Origin of the sequence: Williamsia sp. 1135 (assembly GCF_002095395.1) — a bacterium.
GTDB lineage: Bacteria > Actinomycetota > Actinomycetes > Mycobacteriales > Mycobacteriaceae > Williamsia.
Window position 1 is genome coordinate 40697 of sequence record NZ_MJEI01000088.1, and the last position, 22994, is coordinate 63690.

Below are 22994 nucleotides of genomic sequence, written 5' to 3' on the forward strand. Positions count from 1 at the left end.
CTGATCAGGCGGCTCCGCTCGCGTGCTGATCCTGGATACGCGCGAAGGGTTGCGCCGCTTCGAGTTCGAACGCCAGCTCCAGCAGGGTGCGCTCATCACCGTGCGCCGCGGAGAAGTGGACGCCGATCGGTAGCCCGTTGGTGGCCCGTCCGAGAGGTAAGGAGATCGCCGGTCCGCCGGCGGCGTTGTTCAGCGGAGTGAAGCTGACGTAATTGACCAGGCGGGGGAACATCACGTCGAATCCGGCCGCCGGAGAGAGAAAGCCGAGCTCCGGGGTGGTGTGACCCAACACCGGGGACAGTACGACGTCGAGGGTCTCGAACGCTTCGCGGTATCGGCTCTCGCTGCGTTTGAGCCCGCGGATGGACACCGGCGTGAGCCAGGGTTTCCGGATGAAGTTGCGGGCCAACCCCTTCGTCAGGGCATCGGTCTTGGATCGGTCGAACGGATCGCCGGTGACCATCTTCCCGAAGTACTGGGTCGAGAACGCCATCAGCGCCCAGTAGTGGACGAAGTCGCGGATGAAGGTGTGGTCGGTCGGGACCGCGAAATCGACGACGTCGTGGCCCAGCGACGTCAGCAGTTCGGCAGTCTGCAAGACAGCGGCGGCGGTGTCGGCGTCCGTGGGGTCGCCGGCGATCGAGTCCGTGATCAACCCGATCTTCAGGCGCCGACTCGATGGGCCGGCAACGTCGCCGATCGGCTTCAGCTTCTTGGCCGGACGGAAGTTCTCGAGTGCAGCGACGAAAGCCGCGGTGTCCCGGACTGTTCGTGTCACTGCACCGTTGGACACGATGTCGACGGGCATCTGCTTGCCCTGCAGGGATTGGACCTCGCGGCCTCGCGTCAGTTTCAGTCCGACGAGACCGCATGCGGCAGCCGGGATCCGGATCGAACCGCCGCCGTCGTTGGCATGGGCGATCGGTACGACGCCTGCGGCCACGAGAGCCGCGGAACCGCCCGACGACGCACCGCTCGAGTAACCGGTGTGCCACGGGTTCCGCGTGGGCGGCAGGGACTGATATTCAGTCGTCGCATTGAAGCCGAACTCGGGCAGCGTCGTCTTACCGAGCATTGTCATCCCGGTGGACAGGTACTGCTCGGCGAACGGCTCGGTCTTCCGTTTCGCCTTCGATTGCACTGCCTGTGATCCGTGGCCGGTCGGGAGGCCGTAGAGGTCGGTGTTGTCCTTGATGAAGGTCGGTACGCCGGAAAAGGCGCCCTTCGACGGCGAGTCCGCGGCCTCGAGCGCCCGATCGAAATCCCTCAGTGCCAGCGCGTTGAGCGCAGGATTGACCAGTTCGGCCCGGGCGATGGCGGCCTCTGCCGCCTCCCTGGCACCGATCGCGCCGGACGCGATCGCGGCGGCGACACCGGTGGCGTCGAGGTCTCCCAATGCATCGTCGCCGAAGGCATGAACATGTGTGCGCTCAGTCATGGCTGACACGGTAACGCAGTCCTCTCTCGAGTTCCGCAGAATTGGTAAGACCACTTGACCTATGACCGTCGCACTTCTACCGTGGGGGTATGGCGTTCCAACCGATCGAGCACCGCAGCGTTCCCGAGGATGTCTTCGAGCAAATCGTGGAAGGTGTGCTGAGCGGTGAGCTTCCTGCAGGTCAGAACCTCCCCAGCGAGCGCGAGCTCGCCCGGGTGCTGGGTGTGTCGCGTCCGGCGGTGCGCGAGGCGATGAAGCGGGTTGCCGCGGCCGGACTGGTCACCATCCGGCAGGGCGGTGGCACGACAGTTCGAGACGTCCGCCGCTTCGGTGGCCTCGACCTACTCCCGAAGTTGCTCATCCGCGGCGGTGAACTGGACGTCGCTGTCGCGCGGTCGGTGGTCGAGGCGCGCGCCCATATCGGGCCCAAAGTCGCCGAACTTGCGGCGATGCGCGCCAGTGAGGACCAGATTGCCATCGCTCGGGCGGCGGCGGCGCAACTGATCGAGCTTTCTGACCCCATCGCGCAGCAGCGGGCTGCGCTGGACTTCTGGGATGCCGTCGTCGACGGCGCCGATTCGATCGCCTTCCGCCTGATGTACAACACAATGCGTTCCGCGTACGAGCCCGCGCTGCCCGCCCTGGCGTCCGCGTTGTCCGGTGAGGTCGGTAACGCCGACGGTTATCGGCGGATCGTCGACGCCATCGCAGGCCACAACCCGGGTGCAGCCGCACGTGCGGCGGCGGTCCTGCTCGAACCCGGGACCACGGCGTTGCTGTCGGCCTTCGGGGAGATGGAGAAGCTTCTGCAGGAAGCACTGTCGGAGACGGAGGAAGACAATGACGACTGATCGAGATGCTCGCGCGCACCTTCGAGCCGACGAGCGCACGCTGCGCAAGCAGCGGCGGACGGTGACGCTCGGTTCCGCCTTCCGGGAGTTCGTGCGGCACCCCACGCCGTGGATGATCGTGGCGTTTCTTGCCGGGTCGGCAGCCGCCAGGGTGAGTGTCGGAGACTGGGCGTGGACCGATGTCCTCGTTCCGGTGGTGATGATCCTGTCATTTCCGTTGGCGGAGTGGCTGATCCACGTGTTCATCCTGCACTGGCGTCCGAAGGTTCTCGGCCGGATCACCGTTGATTCGCTGCTCTCGCGCAAGCATCGCGAACACCACTCCGACCCCCGCGACATCCCGCTGATCTTCATTCCCTGGCAGGTGCTCTGCGGTGTCCTACCTCTCGCCCTGGTGCTGGGTTTGTTCGCGTTCGGGCGGGTGGGTCTCGGACTGACCTTCATGGTGACGCTCGGCGTGCTGGGCATGATCTACGAGTGGACCCACTATCTGATCCACACCGACTACAAGCCGAAAAGCAAGCTGTCCAAGGCGACCTGGCGCCACCACAGGTTCCATCACTACAAGAACGAGCACTACTGGTTCACGGTCACGACCTCGGGTACCGCGGACCGCGTACTGCGCACGAACCCCGACCCCGAGAGCGTCGAGAAATCACCGACCGCGAAGAACTTGCACGCCCTGTGACCCGCATCGCCGCGGAGCGGGCGAGATCATGGCTTGCGCGCGGTCACGTACTGAGCCTGCCCGGTGATGGTCTGCTCCACGTCGACGAGGCCGGCCGTGCGTAGCCGGTCGGTCACCTCATCGCGACCGAACAGCCGGTAGCCACTGCGGGCGGTGACCTTGTCCACGACACGTGAGGATGTCAGCCGGGTTCGAAGTGATGTGAAGATGGCGACCTCACCGCCGGGCGCGACCACCCGCGCGAGTTCATCGATGACCTCGTGCGGATCGGAGATGAGGTACAACGCCGCCAGGCAGCAGACTGTGTCGATCGAACCGTCCGGAAACGGTAACCGGTGGGCGTCGCCCCGCACGTAAGCCACCCGCTCGCCGCTGTTGTCGGCGACCGCCCTGGTAACCATCGGCACGGAGAAGTCGAGGCCGACGCAGACACCGTTTCCGGTCAGTCGCTCGGACAGACGCCGGGTGTAATTGCCCGGGCCGCAGGCCACATCGAGGATCGTGCGGTCCCCGGGCCGGCCGAGGTGGGTGACCAGCCTACGGTCGAACTTCGCAGCCGAGGTGCCACCGAGGCTGTACAACCGGGTGAAGATCGGCCGCCAGGCGCGCTCGTAGACGGCGGCGAACACCGCGTTCTGCATCACCCACAACGTGCTGCTCGCCGCCGTCTCCGGTGGTCCGAGCAGGTCGAGATAACCGCGGCTCTCATCGACGGGGCCACTGAGCCGGCCGGGGTCGAGCAACTCGCGAGCGCGCGCCAGTGCGTTACTCAAAAGTCCCGTTCGATCCGCAGGGTCCCGATGGTGGTTGCCAGCGAATCATATTGTCCGACAAGCAGGACGAACTCGATCAATTCGCGTTCGTCGAGGTGCTCGGCCAGCTCTTTCCACGCCAGGTCGCTGAGATCCTTGGTGCCGACCAACTCGTCGACGGCGCGCAGCAGAACCTCGTCGAGCCCGGTCCACCCTGCTTCAGGTCCCTGCAGAATCCTCGAGAACTCCGCCTCGTCGATTCCGGCACGCCGCCCCAGTCGCTTGTGGTGATCGAGCTCGTACTCGCACGCGCGTAGGTGGGCGGTCCGGATGATGACCAACTCGGTGGAATGTCGAGACAGCTTGCCGAAAGGCATCATTCGGCTCGAGTAGTGCAACCAGCCGTGAAACAGACCCTTCGCCCGGCCGAGGGTGGAAAAGATGTGCGCGTCGGACACCCCGATCACACGCGCCGCCCCCTTGCTGAACACCCAGTTGAAGGGCCCTAGTTGTCGGAACGTACCCGGGGCAATTCGTGGTGAACTCACGTCTGCCAACCTAGCGGACACAGCGGCCCGCGACGACTGATCGCAAACCTTTTGCGGCCACTGTCCCGGTGTTAGTGTTCGGCCAGCCAGAACGACCGACTGATCCTGGACTGGAGTAGCCCGTGCGGCGAATGCTGATGGTGTTGGTGGCCGGGCTTTTTGCCCTGCTGACCCTGGCTGCCTGCGGCGGCGGCGGCGAGGCCACCGGATACGAGAAGGTGGAGAAGTCAGGTGTGCTGCGGGTCGGCACCGAGGGCACCTACGCTCCGTTCAGCTACCACGACTCGGCGACAGGCGAACTGGTCGGTTACGACATCGACGTGGCCAAGGCGGTCGCCGATCAGCTCGACCTCAGGGTCGAGTTCGTCGAGACCCCCTTCGACTCCATCTTCGCCGCACTCGAGGCCGACCGGTTCGACGTCGTCGCCAATCAGGTCACGATCACCGATGAGCGCAAGGCGAAATACGATCTGTCCCAGCCGTACGCCATCGGCGAAGGCGTCATCGTCACCAGGGCCGAGGACAACTCGATCACCTCGTTGGAGGATCTGTCGGGGAAGACGACGGCGCAGTCGTTGACCAGCAACTGGGCCCAGGTCGCCGCGGAAGCCGGTGCGAATATCGAGGCCGTTGATGGCTTCACCCCGGCGATCAAGCTGCTCAACCAGGGCCGCGTGCAGGCCACCGTCAACGACAGTCTGTCCGTATTGGCTTATCAGGCCACCACCGGCGACACGAGCATCAAGATCGCCGCGAACATCGGTGAACGAAGCGAGCAGGCGTTCGCAGCGCGCAAGGACAGCGGCCTGATGGACGAGATCAACGGCGCGCTGGACGTCCTGAAAGCGGATGGAACGCTGGAGAGGATCTCGCAGCAGTACCTGAATGCCAACGCGGCCGGTACGTCGGAGCCCAAGACGGCGCCGAGCACGTGGGAGCTCATCCTGGACAACCTCTGGCCGATGCTCAAGGCGACGCTGACGGTCACGCTCCCGCTGACGGCCGTCAGCTTCTTCTTCGGCCTGATCATCGCCCTGGGTGTGGCGCTGGCGCGGATGTCGAGGAATCGGGCTTTGTCTGCGGTGGCACGGTTCTACATCTCTGTCATCCGCGGCACCCCGCTTCTGGTGCAGTTGTTCATCATCTTCTACGCGTTGCCCGAATTGAACATCTTGATCAATCCGTTCCCGGCCGCGGCAATAGCTTTCAGTCTCAACGTCGGTGGCTACGCCGCCGAGATCATCAGATCGGCGATCAGCAGCGTCCCCAAGGGGCAGTGGGAGGCGGCCGAGACGATCGGGATGAACTACGCGACCGCGCTGCGCCGGATCATCTTGCCGCAAGCCCTGCGCACCGCGGTTCCGCCGCTGTCCAACACCTTGATCTCGCTGGTGAAGGACACCTCGCTGGCATCGACGATCCTGGTCACCGAACTGCTGCGCACCGCACAGATAGCAGCGGCACCCACGTTCGAATTCTTCGCGCTCTACGGCACCGCGGCGGTGTACTACTGGATTGTGTGCCTGATTCTGTCCTCGTTCCAGGGCCGTCTCGAAGTCCGACTGGATAGGTATGTTGCGAAATGACCGATACTCCCGCACCGCTGAGCAAATCCGCACCCGGCCCAGCGGCCCCTGACCTGGTGACGGTCGCAGGACTGCAGAAGTCGTTCGGCGCCAACCACGTCCTGCGCGGCATCGATTTCACCGTGCCGTCGGGTTCGGTCACCACCATCATCGGTCCGTCCGGTTCGGGTAAGACGACGATCCTGCGTTCGCTCAACGCGCTCGACGTGCCTGACGGCGGAGAGATCACGATCGGCGACGTCTCGGTCGACTTCTCCCAGCGCCCGATACCCCGGGCTCTGCTCAAGCGCTACCAGGCGCAGAGCGGCATGGTCTTCCAGGGACACAACCTGTTTCCACACAAGACGGTGATCGAGAACGTGCTCGAGGGTCCGCTGGTGGTTCAGAAACGTGACCACGACGAACTCGTGGCCGAGGCCGAGGTGCTGCTCCGTCAGGTGGGCCTGGAGGAGAAACGGGATCAGTACCCGCACCAACTGTCCGGTGGGCAGCAGCAGCGCGTGGGTATCGCGAGGGCACTCGCGCTCAAGCCGCTGCTGATGTTGTTCGACGAACCGACGTCTGCCCTCGATCCCGAGCTGGTCGGTGAGGTGCTCGAGGTCATGAAAGATCTTGCCACTCAGGGCTGGACGATGGTCGTGGTGACCCATGAGATCCGCTTCGCCCAGAAGGTGGCGAATCAGGTGCTGTTCGCCGACGGCGGCACCGTCCTGGAGAAGGGCACGCCGGCGCAGGTCATCGGCGCGCCGGAACATGCTCGCACCAAGCAGTTCCTACGGCGTCTGCTCGATCCGGTCTAGACACTCGTGTGCAGCGTGAACGTGTCACTGCACCAGGTAGGGCGACACCGTGCTCCGGTGTTCGTTGATGTCGAGTTTCGCCCCGAGTGCCGGGAACGCGCGCTGGGGGCAGTTGACCCGTTCGCAGACCCGGCAACCGGCACCGATCAGGGTGACGTTTGCCTGCGGTCCGATCTCGAGTCCGTCGGAGTAGACCAGTCGTGCGGCGTGGCGTTGTTCGCAACCGAGCCCGATCGCGAAGGTCTTGCCGGGCTGGCCATAACGCGCGGCGCGACGCTCGACGGTCCGCGCCACCCATAGGTAGTTCCGTCCGTCGGGCATCTGCGCGATCTGGGTCTGGATCTTGCCCGGAGACCCAAAGGTCTCGTAGACATTCCAGAGTGGGCAGGTGCCGCCGCTGTTGGAGAAGTGGAAACCGGTCGCGGACTGGCGCTTCGACATGTTTCCCGCCCGGTCGACCCGGACGAAGGTGAACGGAACGCCGCGCAGATTGGGTCGCTGGAGCGTCGACAATCGGTGGCACACCGTCTCATATGAGACCGCGTAGAAAGCGGACAGACGTTCGATGTCGTAGCGATAATCCTCTGCAGCGCCGTGGAACTGGGCGTAGGGGAGGACAGCGGCGGCAGCGTAGTAGTTGGCCATGCCGAGCAATGCCAGCGCTCGCGCCTCGTCGGTGGTGAAGTTGCCTTCGTCGGCCATCTGCTTCATCAGGTCGCCGCATTCGAGGTACCCCAATTCGGCGGCGAGTTTGAACACCCGCTGTCCCTGGGAGAGGTGACCGGAGATCTCCAGGCGCCGGGTCTCCGGGTCGAAGCGGTGCAGCACCGTGTCGCCGAGGTCGACCCGTCGCACGATCTGGACGCCGTGCACGGTCTGGAGCCGGTCGGCGATCTCGCTGCGGACGTCACCGGAGTGCATACGCATCCGCGTGGTGAGCTCTTCGGCTGCGGTGTCGAGTTCGTGCAGGTAGTTGTGGCGCTGGTAGAAGTAGTCGCGGACCTCCTCGTGGGGGGCCGAGATGGATCCGCGCATGCTGCCGTCGCCGCGTTCGTCCGTCGCGGCCGCGAGCTGGTCGGTCGCGTTCCGGTACCGCCGGTGCAGGTTGACCATCGCCTTCGCGAGCTCAGGATGGCTGGCGACGAGATCGCTGATCTCTTGCGCGTCAGCGGTGGCGTCGACGTCCTCGTCCATGACCACCTCACGCATCTCGGCGATCAGACGCGCGTTGTCCTGGGAGTCGAAGAACGTGGTGTCGACACCGAACACCTCGCTGATCTTGAGCAGCACCGGCGCGGACAGCGGGCGGGCGTCGTGCTCGATCTGGTTCAGATACGACGGCGAGATCTCCAGGGACTGGGCCAACGCCACCTGCGACATACCGCGCTCGGAGCGCAGCTGGCGGAGGCGCCCGCCGACGTAGGTCTTGGACATTCTTTCAGGGTAGGCGGATTGGGCGGTCAGCCTGCCAGTTGGTCGGCCGACGCGGCGGAATGACGGGGCGGCCGCATCACGCCGTGGTCGATGTGCACCACGCGGTCGGCGAATCGCGCCACCTGGCGGTCGTGGGTGATGAGGATCGTCGTCCGTGACCCGACCGCGCGCCGGATGTCTGTCATCAACGCGAGGACGGTGTCGCGGTCGAGACCGGTCGTCGGCTCGTCGAGAACGAGTATCGGGGTGTCCCGCACGAGCGCGCGAGCGAGCGCGATCCGCTGCTGTTGACCACCCGATAGCGCGGTGCCGTACGCCCCGAGGACGGTGTCGTAACCGATGGGCAATTCGGTGATGAACTCATGGGCGCCTGCGGACCTGGCCGCGGCGATCACCGCGGCCAGGTCGGCGTCGGGACGCCCGTGCCGGATGTTCTCGGTGACGGTCTCGGTGAAGATGGCGGGTTGCTGAGGGAGCAACCCGACGCGAGCTCGTATGTCTTCCGCCGACATGTCGCTGATGTCGTGGTCGCCGAGTGTGATGGTGCCTCCCACAGGATCGAGGAAGGCCACCAGAAGTGCTGCCAAAGTGGATTTCCCGGCACCACTGCGTCCGGTCACCGCGACGATTTCGCCGGGCGCGACCCTCAGGTCGAGCCCACACAACACTGCCCGGTCGGAGCCCGGGTACCGGGCGAACACGTTGGTCAACTCGACGCCGGCGGGGCCACGGGGTGCAGGGGCCTTCGGGTGAGGCGGCCCAGGTCGCGCGACGGGGACGTCGAGTACGTCGGTGATGCGGTCTCCAGCGGCGGTGGCCGCAGTGGTCGACATCGCCAGATCGGCCACCTGCCGGATCTGTGGGTACAGGTAGCCGATGTAACCGGTCATGGCGATGAGACCGCCGGTGGTGAGTCGTCCGCGCGCGATCTCCCACACGCCGACCGCAATGATCGCGAGCAGGCACAGTAATTCGACCATCTTGGTGAGCTGCCGAAATCCCGTGGAGATGGCGAGTTCTGTCATTCGGGCCCGGCGCCAGCGGGTCCCCAGTGCGTCGAGCCGGTGGCGGTGTCGCACCGCCTGATTGTCGGCGATGATCACGTCGGCGTTGGACAGCCCTTCCGAGACCTCGGCATTGAGCAATCCGTTGACCTGCCGCTCGATACGCGACACGCGACGCAGCGGATCGCTGCATCGGTGCAGTACCAGGCCGACCAACGGGACCAGGATGAACGCGACGGCGGCCAGCTCCCAGCGCACCGCGAAGGCCGCAACCGCGAAGACGACTGCGCTGATCGCGGCAACGACCCCCGTGATCAGCCCGGACGAAACGAGGTGCTCGACAGACTCGACATCGCCGATGTGCCGTGCGATGAGGTCTCCGGGCCCGAAATCGCTGCGGGCGATACGCGGCATCCGATAAACGTGTTCGTAGAGCTGATTTCGTAGGCGCTGGATGAGTCGTTCGGTCACGGTGGCACTGAGCAACGTGCCACCTGCCCCGGCCAGTCCACCGACGAGCGCGATGACGATCCACAACACGGCAGGGGCGGGCAGCGCGCCCAGATCGCCGTGGCTCAGGGCGTGATCGACGATGTGGGCGAAGATCGCGATGGTCAGCAGATCTGCGCACGTCGAGACCAACAGCAGGCCGATCGCGGGGATCAGCAACCAGCGGGTTCGGCCGAGCAATGGGAAGAACCGGCGGAACAGCGTGACGACGTGCATGGCTGGTGGCCCCTTCCGTGAAGTCTGGCCGCACCTGTGACGCCCGGCGTGGGGTTCCGGGCGTCACAGGCTGGGTGCGTCAGCTGGTCAGCGACGGTTGTTCTGCTGTTGCTGCGGCTGGCGGTTCTGATTCTGGTTTTGGTACTGCTGGCGATTCTGCTGCGGTGCGAGCCACGGGAAGAACTGATAGAGCCAATTCATGCGGGTTCCTTTCATCGCGTCGGTCGCTTGATGGATTGGGCGAACCGACTCCGTTGCCGCCGAACATTTCTCGGCGACAAGAGCGAAGTTATGAGCACATTCTTGGGTCCCGCTTCGCGAACCATCTGATGTCGCTGGCCGTCACGGCCACCTGCGCTGATTCGACGACGCCGCAGCGCACGGGCCGATTCGGTCGGTGAGCCGCGGTGTCTACGCTGTGGGGATGCTGCGCGAGCGGGTGGGTGTCCCGGTGATCATCTTGGCGACCTGTGGCCTGTTGACCAGTGCGTGTGGCGGCAACGCCGACCCGGCGCCGTCGTCCGCGTCGCAGTCCGGACCGTTCACGCCCGCGAGCGCCCTGTTGCCTGCCCGTGAGTTTCCTGCCGGTTATCAGCGGGCCGAACTCGGCGTCGTCGACCTGCGAGACCAGAATGCGGCTGCCCTGGCGGCGGCGTCCACCGCACAGTTCGATCCGCCGCAATGCCGCCCGACCGCGGACGCGACGCTGAACGAGCAGCTCGATCCCTCGAACGCCGCGGTGACGGCGTGGCAGTCGTCGTCGGGCAACAGCATAATCGAGCTGGTCACGACCGTGCCGCGGGACATCGATGCCGATATCCGTGCCAATACGGGTGAGTGCGCCCGGGTGACGATCACGGTCACGACCGGCAGCACAGCCGGCGCCGGCGTGGTCACCGAGAACCAGCGCCTCACTCCTCCGCCGCTACCGACGTCCCTGTCGTTGTTGGTCAAGTCGGTTGCCACGACCACCTACCCCGGCGGCAAGACGGCGGTGGCACAGACGCTCGCCGGGTATGCGGTGGTCGACGGGGTCACCGTCCAGCTGGTGGCGGTCTCGACCCAGGACGCCATGACGGACGCGAAGTTCGCGGAGTTGTTCACCCGTGCAGTGACCCGGGTCGCCGGGTCCGTCGGCTAGCGACGCCATCGTCCGTTCGGGCGGCTCGAGGGCCACCCGTCGGATTGTCTGATTGTGATCGTGGACACACGGTGCGTCTGTTTCGGGCAGTCGTCCGCTGATGGTCGCCCCCGCGGGGGCTTGGAACAGCCCCTCTGAGCCGGTCGGCAAACATGCAGTACGCGCGTACTTTTTGCGTACTCGTCAGTAAGAAAATCGAAGTGGTTTTACAGACGAATCTTTGCAAACTTCGCAACGGGGCCATGAAAACTAGCCCGAATTCACACTCGCGACGTGTGGACCTGCGGGTTTGTGTGTGGCACCCTCAGTACAGGCACCGCCTAGCCGGAGTGAAGAAATTGCTAATTCGCACCGATATGGCTCGGCCCCGCTTCAGCACCTCGGGAGCAGGGCGGCCACACAGCACAGGCTCAACGAATATGGAGCGCGAGATATGAGCACCGTCGGAAAACCACGTACCGCAGCCGAGATCCAGCAGGATTGGGACACCAACCCCCGCTGGAAGGGCATCACCCGCGACTACAGCGCAGAGTCGGTCGCCAACCTGCAGGGCAGCGTTGTCGAGGAGCAGACCCTCGCCCGCCGCGGCGCAGAAATCCTCTGGGAGGGCGTCAACGCCGGAGACGGCAGCTACATCAACGCACTCGGCGCACTCACCGGTAACCAGGCCGTGCAGCAGGTCCGCGCCGGACTGAAGGCCGTGTACCTCTCCGGCTGGCAGGTCGCCGGCGATGCGAACCTCTCGGGCCACACCTACCCGGACCAGTCGCTGTACCCCGCGAACTCCGTTCCTTCGGTGGTCCGTCGCATCAACAACGCGCTCCTGCGCGCCGACGAGATCGCCCGCGTCGAGGGTGACGACACCGTCGACAACTGGGTTGTGCCGATCGTGGCCGACGGCGAAGCCGGCTTCGGTGGCGCCCTGAACGTCTACGAACTGCAGAAGGCCATGATCGCAGCCGGTGCCGCAGGCACCCACTGGGAAGATCAGCTCGCCTCGGAGAAGAAGTGCGGCCACCTCGGTGGCAAGGTGCTCATCCCCACCCAGCAGCACATCCGCACCCTGAGCTCGGCTCGCCTGGCCGCCGACGTCGCAAACGTGCCGACCGTCGTCATCGCCCGTACCGACGCCGAAGCCGCCACCCTGATCACCTCCGACGTCGACGACCGTGACAAGCAGTTCGTCACCGGCGAGCGCACCGCCGAGGGCTACTACCACGTGAAGAACGGCATCGAGCCCTGCATCGCTCGCGCCAAGTCCTACGCGCCGTACGCCGACATGATCTGGATGGAGACCGGCACCCCCGATCTCGAGCTGGCCCGCAAGTTCGCCGAGGCCGTCAAGAGCGAGTTCCCCGACCAGCTGCTCTCGTACAACTGCAGCCCGTCGTTCAACTGGAGCAAGCACCTCGATGATTCCACCATCGCCAAGTTCCAGAACGAGCTCGGCGCAATGGGATTCACCTTCCAGTTCATCACCCTGGCCGGCTTCCACTCACTCAACTACGGCATGTTCGACCTTGCTTGGGGCTACGCCCGCGAGCAGATGACGGCATTCGTCGACCTGCAGAACCGCGAGTTCAAGGCAGCCGACGAGCGCGGCTTCACCGCCGTCAAGCACCAGCGTGAGGTCGGCGCAGGCTACTTCGACAACATCGCCACCACGGTCGACCCGACCAGCAGCACCACGTCGCTGGCCGGTTCCACCGAAGAGGGCCAATTCCACTAAGCTGGAACCCCTCTCGGGAACTTTAGCGAACTAGTCAGGCGGTCCGCGACTACCGTTGCGGGCCGCCTGCTGGTATCCGGGTGAACTCTGGGCGTACCCCACAAGGGTTACCCTCTTCATCACCTTTTCGTGTTGGTCACTCTTAGTTCAGAGATTCTCTTCTTTGTTCAAAGATGTTGTGCTCGTTGTTTTTAGGAGCTTTTGTGAGCGAGAAGATTTCACGGGTCGGCATAATCGGTGCCGGTCAGATGGGCGCAGGCATTGCCGAAGTCTGTGCCCGGGCGCACGCCGACGTGTTGGTGTACGAGACGACCCGTGAGTTGGCAGCCGCTGGACGGTCCCGCATCCTGCGCTCCCTCGATCGCGGTGTGAGTAGCGGAAAACTCACCGAACGTGAGCGGGAACAGGCATCGTGGCGGCTGCGTTTCACCTCCGATCTGGGCGATTTCGCTGACCGGCAGATGGTGTGTGAGGCGGTGGTCGAAGACGAGGCCGTCAAGACCGAGATCTTCAAACAGCTCGACAAGGTGGTCACGGACCCCAATGCCGTGCTTGCTTCCAACACGTCTTCGATCCCGATCATGAAGTTGGGCATGGCAACCGCCAACGCTCATCGCGTCGTCGGTATGCACTTCTTCAACCCGGTGCCGGTACTGCCGCTCGTTGAATTGGTCACCACGCTGATGACCTCCGACGACGTCACCACGCGCGCCGAGGCCTTCGCCCGCGACATCCTCGGCAAGCAGGTCGTCCGATCGTCGGACCGCTCCGGATTCGTCGTCAACGCTTTGCTGGTGCCCTACCTTCTCTCGGCGATCCGCATGGTGGAGAGCGGTTTTGCCACCGTCGAAGACATCGACAAGGCGATGGTGCTCGGTTGCGCGCACCCCATGGGCCCGCTCAAGCTCAGCGACCTCGTCGGCCTCGACACCGTGAAGGCGATCGCCGACAAGATGTACGAAGAGTTCAAAGAACCGCTCTACTCTCCGCCGCCCCTACTGCTGCGCATGGTCGAGGCCGGTCGGCTGGGCAAGAAAGCCGGACACGGTTTCTACGTGTACGCGGACAGCCCGGCGAAGACCGGCGCAGGAAGATAAGCCGGGCGAGGCCATGACCGGCCAGGAGGAGACGATCGAATACGGGTCCTCGATCCTGGGGTATCCGCGCATCGGCGCCCGGCGAGAACTCAAGCGCGCGCTCGAAAAGTACTGGCATCTCGGTGGTTCGGTGGGCGATCTGATCGCCGTCGGGCGGCACCTGCAGGACGACATGTGGCAGGAACTCGCCGCGACAGGACTCGAACAGGTGCCGGGCAACACCTTCTCGTTCTACGATCACGTACTCGACAACGCGCTGATGTTCGCTGCTCTACCGAGGCGATTTGCGGCGCTCGAGCCCGAACTCCACCCGTTGGACTTCTACTTCATGTTGGCACGCGGGAAGGCCGACTTTCCGCCCCTGGAGTTGGTGAAGTTCTTCGGCACCAACTATCACTACCGGCAGCCCGAGATCGACCCGGATACCACCTTCTCGCTGCACGCCGAATCGTTGCTGGCCGAGCACGCCCGGGCCAAGCAACAGGGCATCGAGTTGCGGCCGGTGGTCATCGGCCCGATCTCACTCCTGCTGCTGTCGGCGGCTGCACCTGGTGCGCCCGAAGGCTTCTCGCCGATCGACAAGATCGATGAGCTCATCCCCGCGTATCTGCACCTGTTCAAGGAACTCGCTGCGCAGGGTGCCAAGTGCGTCCAACTCGACGAACCGGCTTTCACCAGCGACCGGACCGACGAGGAACTGGCGCTGCTCGGGACCGTCTATGACTCGCTGGCCGCCGTCAGTCAGCGCCCGCGTCTACTCGTCACCGGCCAGTACGGCGATCTCGGTGCGGCGCTTCCGATTCTGGCCGGAACAAAGATCGAGGCGATCGGTCTGGACCTGGTATCCGAGCCGATCAGCGCGGCGGGTCTGGCGAAGATCCCTGGACTCGATCGCAAGCGTCTGTACGCGGGTGTCATCAACGGACGCAACGTGTGGAAGGCCGACAAGGCGCGCACGCTCGACTATCTGCTCGCCATCAAGGCCGTCATCCCGGATGTGGTCGTGTCGACGTCTTGCAGCCTGCTCCACGTACCGGTGGACCTACTCGTCGAATACGACATCCCGGGCGACGTCGCTGACAGGCTCGCGTTCGCCAAGCAGAAGGTCGGCGAGGTCGTGGCGCTCGCGAAAGCCGTCACCCACGGGGCCCCCGAACACTGGTCGGATCGCCCCAAGTCGGTGCACTTCAAGATGAAGCACGATGTGCGTCAACGTGTCTCCGCGATCCGTCCGGATCAGCGGGAGCGGGCACCGTACGAGGTCAGGCGCAAGGCGCAACAGCAGGCTCTGGGGCTGCCGCTGGTGCCGACCTGCACGCTGGGGTCGTTTCCGCAGACCGCGGAGATCCGCCAGGCCCGGTACGAGTACGGTCAAGGCCGCTTGACCTGGGACGAGTACCGGCACCTGTTGCTCGACGAGATCAAACGCGTGATCGACCTGCAGGAAGACATCGGACTCGACGTCTTGGTGCACGGTGAGGTCGAGCGCAATGACATGATCGAGTACTTCGCCGAGCTGATGGACGGTTACGCCACAACGCATTTCGGCTGGGTTCAGGTGTACGGATCACGGTGCGTGCGGCCGCCGATCCTGTACGGCGACATCAAGCGCCAAGGTCCGATGACCGTCGAGTGGATCACTTACGCGCAGTCGTTGACCGACAAGCCGGTGAAGGGCATCCTGACCGGCCCGGTGACCATGTTGGCGAGATCCTTCGTCCGCCAGGATCAGCCGTTGTACGAGACCGCTGAACAACTGGCGTTGGCGGTTCGCGACGAGGTCGCCGATCTGGAGAGGGCAGGCATCCGGATCATCCAGGTCGATGAGCCGTCCATCCGGGAACTGCTGCCACTACGCGAACGGGGCCGGGTCGGGTTCCTCGACTGGGCGGTCAACGCGTTCAAGCTCGCCGTGGGCGGGGCCGAAGCCCAGACGCAGATCCATGCACACATCGGGTACTCGAGCATCGCGTCGGTGGTCGAGGCATTCGACGCCCTCGATGCCGACGTGACATCGATCGTGGCGACCCGCTCCATCGGCTGGGTCCTCGATCAGATCACGAGTTCGGGAACAGCGATCAAGCGCGAGGTCGGGCCGGGGGTATACGAGAGTCGTAGTGCGGCGATTCCTGACATCGACGAGATCGATGAGCGCATCCAGCGTGCCGCCGCCGCGATCGATTCGGATCGGCTGTGGGTCAATCCGGATGGCGGCCTCAAGACCAGGCACTACTGGCAGCTCGAGCCGTCGCTGCGCAACATGGTCGCTGCCGCGCGACGGCAGCGACGTCGGATCGATGCCCGCCCGCCCAGCTGAATTCGCGCCACCTGCGTGCGTACGCGACAGGTGCAACAGGCGCGTACGCACCTAGGTGGCGCGAATTCGTGGGTCACCCGTCAATCGATGGTGATCTCACCCATGGCCGACCAGTCGTCGGCGTCGATGGTGTGACTGATGATCCGCGGCGTCGACACCAGCGCCTGTGGCATCTGTTCCTGCGTCGCCTTCTTGAAGTGGTCGCTGTTGACGTGCGGACCAGCCGCATCGTCTTCGAAGGCCTCGACCAGGACGAACTCGTTGGGGTCATCGACACTGCGCGACCAGTCGAACCACTTGTTGCCCGGTTCGGCGCGCGTCGCCTGCGTGAAGGGATCGACGAGATCCAACCATCGCTCGGCCCACTCGGGCTTCACCTGGAACTTGACCACGATGAAAATCACTGCGCTTCTCCATTCTTCTCGTCCACCAGTGCACGCTCACCTGAAATCGTAGTTGCGTGGGTGAACGACTCTCCGGGCATTGAGGCCAAGAGGGGACTGCCGTCGCAAGATGAGACGGCCGGAGCAGGACAGACGAATGCCCCCACCGTATTCGGCAGGGGCATTCGATGGAAAGGTCCGACCAGCGTCAGCTGGGCAGTCCCGGGATCAGATTGGCGAGACCGAAGCCACCGAGTGAGCCGGTCGAGGCGCCCTCTTCTTCGGAGGAACCGACCTGCCTGAAGTCGGTGGTGCACCCGTTGAACTGGACCTTGTCGATGGTCGCCGTTGTGCCGACCGGGCCTTCGATCGAGATGCCGTAGTGCGTCACGACGGTTTGATCACCGGCCGCGGCCTTCAGCGCCGCAAGTGTCGACGGAGTGCCCCTGGCGATCGTTCCGAGATCTCTTGTCGCCCACCACTGGTCTGAACCAGCGGCGTCGGCGCCGTCGCCGGAGTGCACAAGCGTCGCAAAACCATTCTCGCCGGATACGTCGCCGGGGCCAGTCGTGTTGGCGCCTGTTACGCGGATCTGCCAGTTACCCGGGACCGCGCCCTCATGTTGGAAGGCCAAGGGGCCGGTCACGTCCTTGAGGAGCAACCCGCCTGCTTCATGATACGAAGCCGCACGGTTGTCAACCTTGGTCGTCGAGGGTGTATCGAACGTCGTGAACTTCAACGCTCCGTTCCCATCTTCACCGCCGGCAACGTGCACGCCAGCCTGGCCGGACTCGTCGCCGAATGTGTTACCCCATCCGTTTGCCTGGTTGCCTGTCGAAATTTCCGCGCACTCGGATTGTGAGACCGGCGCTGCCGATGCAACTGCGGGGAAGAACAGAGCTGCTGCGCTGACTGCTGCTACGGCGGTGGTGGTACGGAGAATGGTGCGGTTCATGCGAAGATCGCCCTCCAGTAAATGGACGTGCTGTTGGTGCTGAAGAGGTCAACGTAGCAAACGTCAGTCGGTTGAATGCAAATTGTCGGCAATATCCAGGAAATATACGCCTGAACGATGTACCGAGAACGTAACTTAACTTTTATTGCCAGTGTGAACTAACTAAGAGTTCAACTTCGAGAACTAGTGTCGTGAGAAGATTTTTGGAATTACGATCTTGATCTAAGAAGGTTGTGTAAGAGCAACTTTGGACGATCCCAGAATTTTTTAGAGGTGTCGGCGACAACTTCGACACTCAAACAATCCTAGACGCTTGTATTCGTGATATTCGAATTCTGATGGAGTGTACTGATCCGCGGAATCTGCTCCACTTCTGGCAATATGCTCCGGTTCCAGAGCTCTGGAACCGGAGCGGATTCCTAGAAGTGGAGCAGATTTTGGCTCGGCGGACCTTGTCAGGCCGGCGGGAACAGGGGTCCGCCGCCGAAGGGCTCGCGATGGGATTTCGGTAGTCCACCGTCATTGTTGGTCAGCCCGTAGGAAGCGCCGAGTTCGGCGGTGACGAGACTGTGTCCGTTGTTCTCGAGCAGCGACGGATCGCGCCACAGGCGATCGATGACGCGGCCGACGAATTGTGGGTGTTCGGCCTCGTCGAGCCGGAATCCGGCGAACTCCTCGATACCGAGTGAGAGCAGCAGCTCTGTCTGAATGAGCCCGAGCCACAACGAGATCGCGGCCACCCCGGTACCTTCGAGTTCGTGCGCCATGTCGAAGGCCATCTTGTCGAGTGCAGCCTTGCTCATGCCGTACAGCACCGAGTGGAGGTGTCCGCGGGTTCCGAACGACGAGATGTTGACCATCAAACCGGAGCCTTGGGGCACCATGATCTTTGCGGCTTCGACGCATGCGACATAGTGCGCGCGGACGCCGACCGTGATGAGGGTGTCCCAGTCGGATACGGGTCGCTCCCAGAACTTGTCGCTGAACCCGCCGAAGCCCTTGGGGGAGGCCCAAACGTTGTTGACCAGTAGGTCGAGACGACCCTGCTCGGCGTGGATCTGGCTGAACAACCCGGCGACGGCGTCGTCGTCGGAGTGGTCGAGACTCACCCCGACCGCGGTCCCGCCGGCGTTCTCGATCTCCGAGATGGTCTGCCCCAGTGGGTCATCAGGACCGGTCCCGCCGCGTGCGGTGACGTACACCGTCCATCCTGCCGCGCCCAATGCGGTGGCCACGCCCTTGCCGACACCGCGGCTCGCCCCGGTCACCAGTGCCACCGACCCTGTTTCGCTCACTTGTGTCCGCCACTTCTACCCATGGCGCCAATCTATCGGCTGGATCTCCGGGCGTGATGAGGATTGGGGCGTCTCAGTCGGCCTGTCGCGTCGACTCGGGTGTTTGCGGCATCGGGTGATCTTGCGCATTGAAGTATTCCGCGGACCCGCCGGCGGCGGCGATGCCCGAGATCGACGACCAGACCATCATCGTGAGGTAGTCGATCAACTCGTCCTTACCCAGGCGCTGCTCGACCATCCACCAGTGCACCGCGAGCTGGATCGCACCGACGAGGCTGTACGCCCACGTCTCGACCCCGGCGGTCTGCGAACCCTGATCGACCATCCGGTTGATCATCACGAACGTGAGCATCTGAGCGACGAGCTTCTGCGAGTCCGCGAGGACCTGTGCACCGGACCCGCCGGCCATGACGAAGGAGTAGATGTGCGGCTCGTCGGCCACGGTCTGGACGTAGACCGAGATCACCATGCGGGTCAGTTCGAACTCGCCGACGTCCTCGTTGATGGCGCTACCGAGCCGCGGCACGAGGACAGTCTCGAGGAAGCGCATCATCGCTGCGGTGGTCAAGTCGCTCTTGTCGCTGAAATAGCGGTAGAGGACGGTCTTCGACACGCCGATCTCGGAGGCGATCTCATCCATGCCCGCATCGGCGCCGAGGGCCCGCACAGCCGCGAGGGTGCCGTCGACGAGTTCGGTACGCCGGGCCTCCTTGTGGCCTTCCCAGCGCCGCTTGCGTCCGTCGGTCTTGACGTCGTCGGCGCCGACCTGGTTACGGATGGCCTGGGGGAGTGACACCCCCTTGCTCGCGGCGGTGGCGGCTGCGGCGACCGCAGCGCGGGCGGCCGCAGCCGGGTTGGGGCGAGGGGACATCGTGGGGCGTCATTTCTTGTTGTAGGCGCCGGTCGCAGCGCCGATGCGTGTCGACTGATCTCCAGCTTATGTTCCCGGGCACTCGTCCATGGCATCGAGAGGCGGGTCACCTGCATACCCGTGATTCCTCCAACCGGCTTTGGGTAACACTGGATGGATGCAACCGACACAAGCTCCGCGGCCGACGGCTGGTCCGGACGCGGACCGATCGCCGAGGGAGTTACCCGCCGGTCGGCATGCCGCGAAGGAAACGTCCCCCGCTCCGAAGCGAAACATCGCCGGGCTCAGCGAGGCGGACAGCGAACGCAAGGCCGCCCTGCGGCGGATGAAGCTCGTCGCCACCGGGCTCCTGCTGCTGGCCGCGATCATCTACCTGTTCTGCCGCTGGCTCGAAGACCGCGACGGTGAGAACGTCGCAGCGTGGGTCGGGTACGTACGTGCCGCGGCCGAAGCGGGCATGGTCGGTGCGCTTGCCGACTGGTTCGCCGTCACTGCGCTGTTCAAGCACCCGATGGGCATTCCGATCCCGCACACCGCGCTGATCCGCAAGAAGAAGGACCAGATCGGCGACCAGTTGGGAGGCTTCATCGAAGAGAACTTCATGACGCCGGACGTCATCGAGGAGAAGGTCGCGCAGTTGGCGTTGCCGACCCGGGTCTCCAGTTGGCTGGCAGACCCCAAGAACGCGCCCCGCGTCGGGGAAGAGGCTGCTCGCGGTATCGCGTTCGCGGCAGAGATGCTCGACGACGAGGACATCGAGAAGCTGATCACCGCGGCCATGCGCTGGGCAGCCGAACCCGAGTGGGGGCCGCCGGCGGGCCGGGTGCTCGAGCAGCTGATCTCGGAGAACCGGCTGGAGCCCGTCATACAGTTGCTGTGCGACAGGGCCCACGACTTCGCCCTGGGTAGCCAGGATCTGATCGACCGCGTGATCGACAAGGACGGTCCCGCGTGGGCTCCGAAGTTCGTGAACAGCCTCGTGGGAGATCGGCTCTATCGCGAGCTCGTCGAGTTCTCGTTCAAGGTCAAGACCGATCCCCATCATCAGGTCCGCCTGGCGATGACCGGGGTGATGGTGCAACTGGCGCACGACCTGCAGAACGACCCGGATACGATCGCGCGTCTCGAGGCGATCAAATGCGAGCTGCTCGAACGTGACGAGGTCACCGGGGCGGCGTCGACGGCGTGGAATGCGGGCAAGGCGTTGATCGAGCAGCTCTTGGCCGACCCGAACGGGACGCTCCGGGCGACGCTGACGGACTCGATCATCCAGATCGCCGAGCGTATCCGCGACGACGAGGTGCTCAAGAACAAGATGAACATCTGGATGGTCCGGGTGGCCAGGCACGTCTCGGAGAACTACTCGCAGGAGATCATCTCGGTGATCACCGAGACCGTGCGCGGGTGGGACGCCGAGGACACCAGCAACAAGATCGAATTGCAGGTCGGGCGCGATCTGCAGTTCATCCGCATCAACGGCACGGTGGTCGGTTCGCTGGCCGGCTTGGTCATCTACACCGTCTCTGTACTGCTCTTTCATTAAAAGGACGCCGCGATGTTTGTGGCCTTCATCACGGATTAGCTCAAGTGCTTGCAATTGCTAGCACGGGTCGGCAGTATGGCAATCGAGGCTTGAAGGAGTTACCGAGATGGTTCCAACGCCCGCTGATCCCGATGACGAGCCGGTGACGGCTGTGGTCGCGAACGCGGCACAGGACATCGCCCAGGACATCAGTGCCAACGTCGCCACTGCTGCCCAGGACATAGGTAGCTTCATCAGATCGCAACGGATGGGCGCCGAGGTGTCGCTACGCCAGCTTGCTGAGCGTGCAGGCGTCAGTAATCCGTACCTCAGCCAAATTGAACGAGGGTTGCGCAAGCCTTCAGCCGATGTGTTGGCCCAGATAGCCAAGGGTCTGCGTGTGTCGGCCGAGGTGCTTTACGTACGGGCCGGGATTCTCGAAGAGAGACCCGCGAGTCCGGTGCGCGACGCGCTGATGGCAGACACCGTCATCAGTGAACGCCAGAAACAAGTGTTGCTCGAGATCTACGAGTCCTTCTGTAAAGAGAACCGGGCTGTGGTCGAAAGTCACACGGATACAACACGATCGAACCCACGTGAATTCCTGGAGGAAACCAATGACCAAGTCTGACCGCAATCTCGCCAACCCCATCTACGCCGCCGTCGGTGCCGGCGACCTCGCTTTCAAGCAGGTCAACGAAGTGATCGCTCAGCTGCGCGAGCGCACCGAGACCGCCACCGAGCAGGCCCAGGCCCGCTTCGAAGAGACCCGCACCACCGCGCAGACCCGGATCGAAGAGACCCGTGAGCGCATTTCTGCTCTGCCCGAAGAGGTTCCGTCGAACATCGACGAGCTGCGCGCGAAGTTCACCTCTGAGGAGCTGCGCAAGGTCGCCGAGGCCTACATCGAGGTCGCGACCAACATCTACAACTCGCTCGCAGAGCGTGGCGAAGAGACCGTCGAGCGGCTGCGCACCACTCCGGCCGTGGGCGAGCAGCTCAGCCGCGCGGAGAAGGCCTACAACGACGCTGTCGATCTGACCGAGGACACCCTCGGCACCATCTCGTCGCAGACCCGGGCGGTCGGCCAGCGCGCTGCCAAGCTCGCGGGCATCGCCCAGGACAAGATCGAAGACGCGACCGAAGACGCCACCGACGCGATCAACGGCACCGCGGGCAAGGTCGAGAGCAAGGCGCGTTCGTCGAAGGATTCGCCTGCCAAGAAGATCGCCGAGGCCACGGCTCCGGCCAAGAAGGCACCGGCCAAGGCCACCCCGGCGGCACCCGCTGCCAAGGCTCCGGCCAAGAAGGCTCCGGCCAAGAAGGCTCCCGCGAAGAAGGCTCCGGCCAAGAAGGCCACCAGCTAGTCGGGCAACTCGAGCCATTGGCTCCGCCGCTGCGAACCCATCACGCGCCTGTCGCGACACGCGAACTGGACAGTAGGCTGCACCCGTGAATGTTCTCTCATTCTTGGGGTACGCCCAAAGTCTTGTTCTGCTGCTGCTGACAGTTGTCGCCGGGATCGCGGCGGCGGTGTCGTTGGTGCACGCCGCACTGCAGCGTCCGGACGCCTTCCCGGCGGTCGATCGCCAGTCGAAGGTGATCTGGGTGTCCATCCTCGCAGCCGCGACCCTGTTCATCTGGTTGTTCGGGGCCATCGGCATCCTGGGCATCGTCGGCGTCGTCGCCACGATCGTCTACATCGTGGACGTGCGGCCACGGGTCGACTCGATCCAGAACAAGACCTGGTTTCGTAAGCGCTGAAGTCCACCATCCATGGGTGGTGAATGGCGTATTCACGCAGGGTCGACACCCTTCCGCCGATCAAACGCTCGGCGAGCAGACCTAGAATGAGCG

At 64.1% G+C, this 22994-nt stretch carries 21 protein-coding genes; 12 read left to right on the forward strand and 9 right to left on the reverse strand.

The features are described from left to right. Window positions 1-4: 4 nt before the first annotated feature. Complete coding sequence (locus tag BFL43_RS11650) at window positions 5-1438, reverse strand: amidase (RefSeq protein ID WP_084892705.1); 1434 nt, start codon at window positions 1436-1438, stop codon at window positions 5-7. 89 nt (window positions 1439-1527) lie between these two features. Between BFL43_RS11650 and BFL43_RS11655 the strand changes: the two genes are divergently transcribed. Then, window positions 1528-2289 (forward strand): GntR family transcriptional regulator, encoded by a 762-nt coding sequence (locus tag BFL43_RS11655; protein ID WP_084892706.1) that lies wholly within the window; start codon window positions 1528-1530, stop codon window positions 2287-2289. Then, window positions 2279-2977: a sterol desaturase family protein gene (locus BFL43_RS11660; protein ID WP_084892707.1), complete on the forward strand. Its 699-nt coding sequence runs from the start codon at window positions 2279-2281 to the stop codon at window positions 2975-2977. Before BFL43_RS11655 ends, BFL43_RS11660 begins: the two co-directional genes overlap by 11 nt. Window positions 2978-3003: 26 nt before the next feature. Here BFL43_RS11660 and BFL43_RS11665 read toward each other — a convergent pair whose 3' ends face one another. Both BFL43_RS11665 and BFL43_RS11670 read right to left on the reverse strand, forming a co-directional pair. Further along, window positions 3004-3750 carry a class I SAM-dependent methyltransferase gene (locus BFL43_RS11665; RefSeq protein WP_240498208.1) on the reverse strand — a complete coding sequence of 249 codons (747 nt, stop codon included), beginning with the start codon at window positions 3748-3750 and terminating at the stop codon, window positions 3004-3006. Then, window positions 3747-4277: a carboxymuconolactone decarboxylase family protein gene (locus tag BFL43_RS11670; RefSeq protein WP_084892708.1), complete on the reverse strand. Its 531-nt coding sequence runs from the start codon at window positions 4275-4277 to the stop codon at window positions 3747-3749. The genes BFL43_RS11665 and BFL43_RS11670 overlap by 4 nt, the downstream gene beginning before the upstream one ends. Window positions 4278-4408: 131 nt before the next feature. Here BFL43_RS11670 and BFL43_RS11675 point away from each other — a divergent pair, with 131 nt between their 5' ends. Together BFL43_RS11675 and BFL43_RS11680 are read left to right on the forward strand one after the other, a co-directional pair. Continuing rightward, entirely contained in the window at window positions 4409-5863 is a 1455-nt protein-coding gene (locus BFL43_RS11675; protein WP_084892709.1) for an ABC transporter permease subunit, read from the forward strand. Continuing rightward, window positions 5860-6663 (forward strand): amino acid ABC transporter ATP-binding protein, encoded by an 804-nt coding sequence (locus BFL43_RS11680; RefSeq protein ID WP_084892710.1) that lies wholly within the window; start codon window positions 5860-5862, stop codon window positions 6661-6663. Before BFL43_RS11675 ends, BFL43_RS11680 begins: the two co-directional genes overlap by 4 nt. Before the next feature lie 24 nt (window positions 6664-6687). On the opposite strand, the gene ramB is transcribed toward BFL43_RS11680, so the two are convergent. Both ramB and BFL43_RS11690 read right to left on the reverse strand, forming a co-directional pair. Then, window positions 6688-8097, reverse strand: coding sequence for an acetate metabolism transcriptional regulator RamB (gene ramB / locus BFL43_RS11685; RefSeq protein ID WP_084892711.1), 1410 nt, complete (start codon window positions 8095-8097; stop codon window positions 6688-6690). Window positions 8098-8123: 26 nt separating this feature from the next. After that, window positions 8124-9827 carry an ABC transporter ATP-binding protein gene (locus tag BFL43_RS11690; protein ID WP_084892712.1) on the reverse strand — a complete coding sequence of 568 codons (1704 nt, stop codon included), beginning with the start codon at window positions 9825-9827 and terminating at the stop codon, window positions 8124-8126. 424 nt (window positions 9828-10251) lie between these two features. On the opposite strand from BFL43_RS11690, the gene BFL43_RS11695 reads away from it, so the two are divergent. The 4 genes from BFL43_RS11695 (at window position 10252) to metE (ending at window position 16111) form a co-directional block, all read left to right on the forward strand. Beyond that, entirely contained in the window at window positions 10252-10968 is a 717-nt protein-coding gene (locus BFL43_RS11695; protein ID WP_143695272.1) for a hypothetical protein, read from the forward strand. Between the two features lie 433 nt (window positions 10969-11401). Further along, on the forward strand, window positions 11402-12697 hold the full coding sequence (gene aceA / locus BFL43_RS11700) for an isocitrate lyase (RefSeq protein ID WP_084835193.1): 1296 nt from the start codon (window positions 11402-11404) through the stop codon (window positions 12695-12697). A gap of 203 nt (window positions 12698-12900) precedes the next feature. Then, window positions 12901-13794 carry a 3-hydroxybutyryl-CoA dehydrogenase gene (locus BFL43_RS11705; protein WP_168176621.1) on the forward strand — a complete coding sequence of 298 codons (894 nt, stop codon included), beginning with the start codon at window positions 12901-12903 and terminating at the stop codon, window positions 13792-13794. A 13-nt stretch (window positions 13795-13807) separates the two neighbouring features. Beyond that, a complete protein-coding gene (gene metE, locus BFL43_RS11710) occupies window positions 13808-16111 on the forward strand; it encodes a 5-methyltetrahydropteroyltriglutamate--homocysteine S-methyltransferase (protein WP_084892715.1) in 2304 nt (767 codons plus the stop codon). A gap of 80 nt (window positions 16112-16191) precedes the next feature. Here the strand turns inward: metE and BFL43_RS11715 are convergent, their stop codons facing one another. From BFL43_RS11715 to BFL43_RS11730, 4 genes are all read right to left on the reverse strand, one after another. Beyond that, the gene (locus BFL43_RS11715; protein ID WP_084892716.1) at window positions 16192-16515 is read right to left on the reverse strand and encodes a putative quinol monooxygenase; all 324 of its coding nucleotides are present in this window, start codon (window positions 16513-16515) and stop codon (window positions 16192-16194) included. 187 nt (window positions 16516-16702) lie between these two features. Beyond that, window positions 16703-17449, reverse strand: coding sequence for a hypothetical protein (locus BFL43_RS11720; RefSeq protein WP_084892717.1), 747 nt, complete (start codon window positions 17447-17449; stop codon window positions 16703-16705). A 455-nt stretch (window positions 17450-17904) separates the two neighbouring features. Beyond that, window positions 17905-18744, reverse strand: coding sequence for an SDR family NAD(P)-dependent oxidoreductase (locus BFL43_RS11725; protein WP_084892718.1), 840 nt, complete (start codon window positions 18742-18744; stop codon window positions 17905-17907). A 73-nt stretch (window positions 18745-18817) separates the two neighbouring features. Further along, the gene (locus BFL43_RS11730; RefSeq protein WP_084892719.1) at window positions 18818-19615 is read right to left on the reverse strand and encodes a TetR/AcrR family transcriptional regulator; all 798 of its coding nucleotides are present in this window, start codon (window positions 19613-19615) and stop codon (window positions 18818-18820) included. A 325-nt stretch (window positions 19616-19940) separates the two neighbouring features. Here BFL43_RS11730 and BFL43_RS11735 point away from each other — a divergent pair, with 325 nt between their 5' ends. From BFL43_RS11735 to BFL43_RS11750, 4 genes are all read left to right on the forward strand, one after another. Then, a complete protein-coding gene (locus BFL43_RS11735; RefSeq protein WP_240498211.1) occupies window positions 19941-21158 on the forward strand; it encodes a DUF445 family protein in 1218 nt (405 codons plus the stop codon). Window positions 21159-21264: 106 nt separating this feature from the next. Beyond that, on the forward strand, window positions 21265-21768 hold the full coding sequence (locus tag BFL43_RS11740; protein ID WP_084892721.1) for a helix-turn-helix domain-containing protein: 504 nt from the start codon (window positions 21265-21267) through the stop codon (window positions 21766-21768). Further along, a complete protein-coding gene (locus BFL43_RS11745; protein WP_084892722.1) occupies window positions 21755-22504 on the forward strand; it encodes a heparin-binding hemagglutinin in 750 nt (249 codons plus the stop codon). The genes BFL43_RS11740 and BFL43_RS11745 overlap by 14 nt, the downstream gene beginning before the upstream one ends. Before the next feature lie 85 nt (window positions 22505-22589). Continuing rightward, on the forward strand, window positions 22590-22901 hold the full coding sequence (locus BFL43_RS11750; protein ID WP_084892723.1) for a DUF2516 family protein: 312 nt from the start codon (window positions 22590-22592) through the stop codon (window positions 22899-22901). Window positions 22902-22994: the final 93 nt, after the last annotated feature.

Excerpts from the sequence above, each read along its gene's own strand:
- ramB (WP_084892711.1), bottom strand. The coding sequence starts at position 8,097 with ATGTCCAAGACCTACGTCGGCGGGCGCCTCCGCCAGCTGCGCTCCGAG.
- BFL43_RS11650 (WP_084892705.1), bottom strand. The coding sequence starts at position 1,438 with ATGACTGAGCGCACACATGTTCATGCCTTCGGCGACGATGCATTGGGA.
- BFL43_RS11680 (WP_084892710.1), top strand. The coding sequence starts at position 5,860 with ATGACCGATACTCCCGCACCGCTGAGCAAATCCGCACCCGGCCCAGCG.
- BFL43_RS11695 (WP_143695272.1), top strand. The coding sequence starts at position 10,252 with ATGCTGCGCGAGCGGGTGGGTGTCCCGGTGATCATCTTGGCGACCTGT.
- BFL43_RS11745 (WP_084892722.1), top strand. The coding sequence starts at position 21,755 with ATGACCAAGTCTGACCGCAATCTCGCCAACCCCATCTACGCCGCCGTC.
- BFL43_RS11660 (WP_084892707.1), top strand. The coding sequence starts at position 2,279 with ATGACGACTGATCGAGATGCTCGCGCGCACCTTCGAGCCGACGAGCGC.
- BFL43_RS11735 (WP_240498211.1), top strand. The coding sequence starts at position 19,941 with ATGAAGCTCGTCGCCACCGGGCTCCTGCTGCTGGCCGCGATCATCTAC.
- BFL43_RS11675 (WP_084892709.1), top strand. The coding sequence starts at position 4,409 with ATGCTGATGGTGTTGGTGGCCGGGCTTTTTGCCCTGCTGACCCTGGCT.
- BFL43_RS11740 (WP_084892721.1), top strand. The coding sequence starts at position 21,265 with ATGGTTCCAACGCCCGCTGATCCCGATGACGAGCCGGTGACGGCTGTG.
- BFL43_RS11720 (WP_084892717.1), bottom strand. The coding sequence starts at position 17,449 with ATGAACCGCACCATTCTCCGTACCACCACCGCCGTAGCAGCAGTCAGC.
- metE (WP_084892715.1), top strand. The coding sequence starts at position 13,808 with ATGACCGGCCAGGAGGAGACGATCGAATACGGGTCCTCGATCCTGGGG.
- BFL43_RS11690 (WP_084892712.1), bottom strand. The coding sequence starts at position 9,827 with ATGCACGTCGTCACGCTGTTCCGCCGGTTCTTCCCATTGCTCGGCCGA.
- aceA (WP_084835193.1), top strand. The coding sequence starts at position 11,402 with ATGAGCACCGTCGGAAAACCACGTACCGCAGCCGAGATCCAGCAGGAT.
- BFL43_RS11730 (WP_084892719.1), bottom strand. The coding sequence starts at position 19,615 with ATGTCCCCTCGCCCCAACCCGGCTGCGGCCGCCCGCGCTGCGGTCGCC.
- BFL43_RS11655 (WP_084892706.1), top strand. The coding sequence starts at position 1,528 with ATGGCGTTCCAACCGATCGAGCACCGCAGCGTTCCCGAGGATGTCTTC.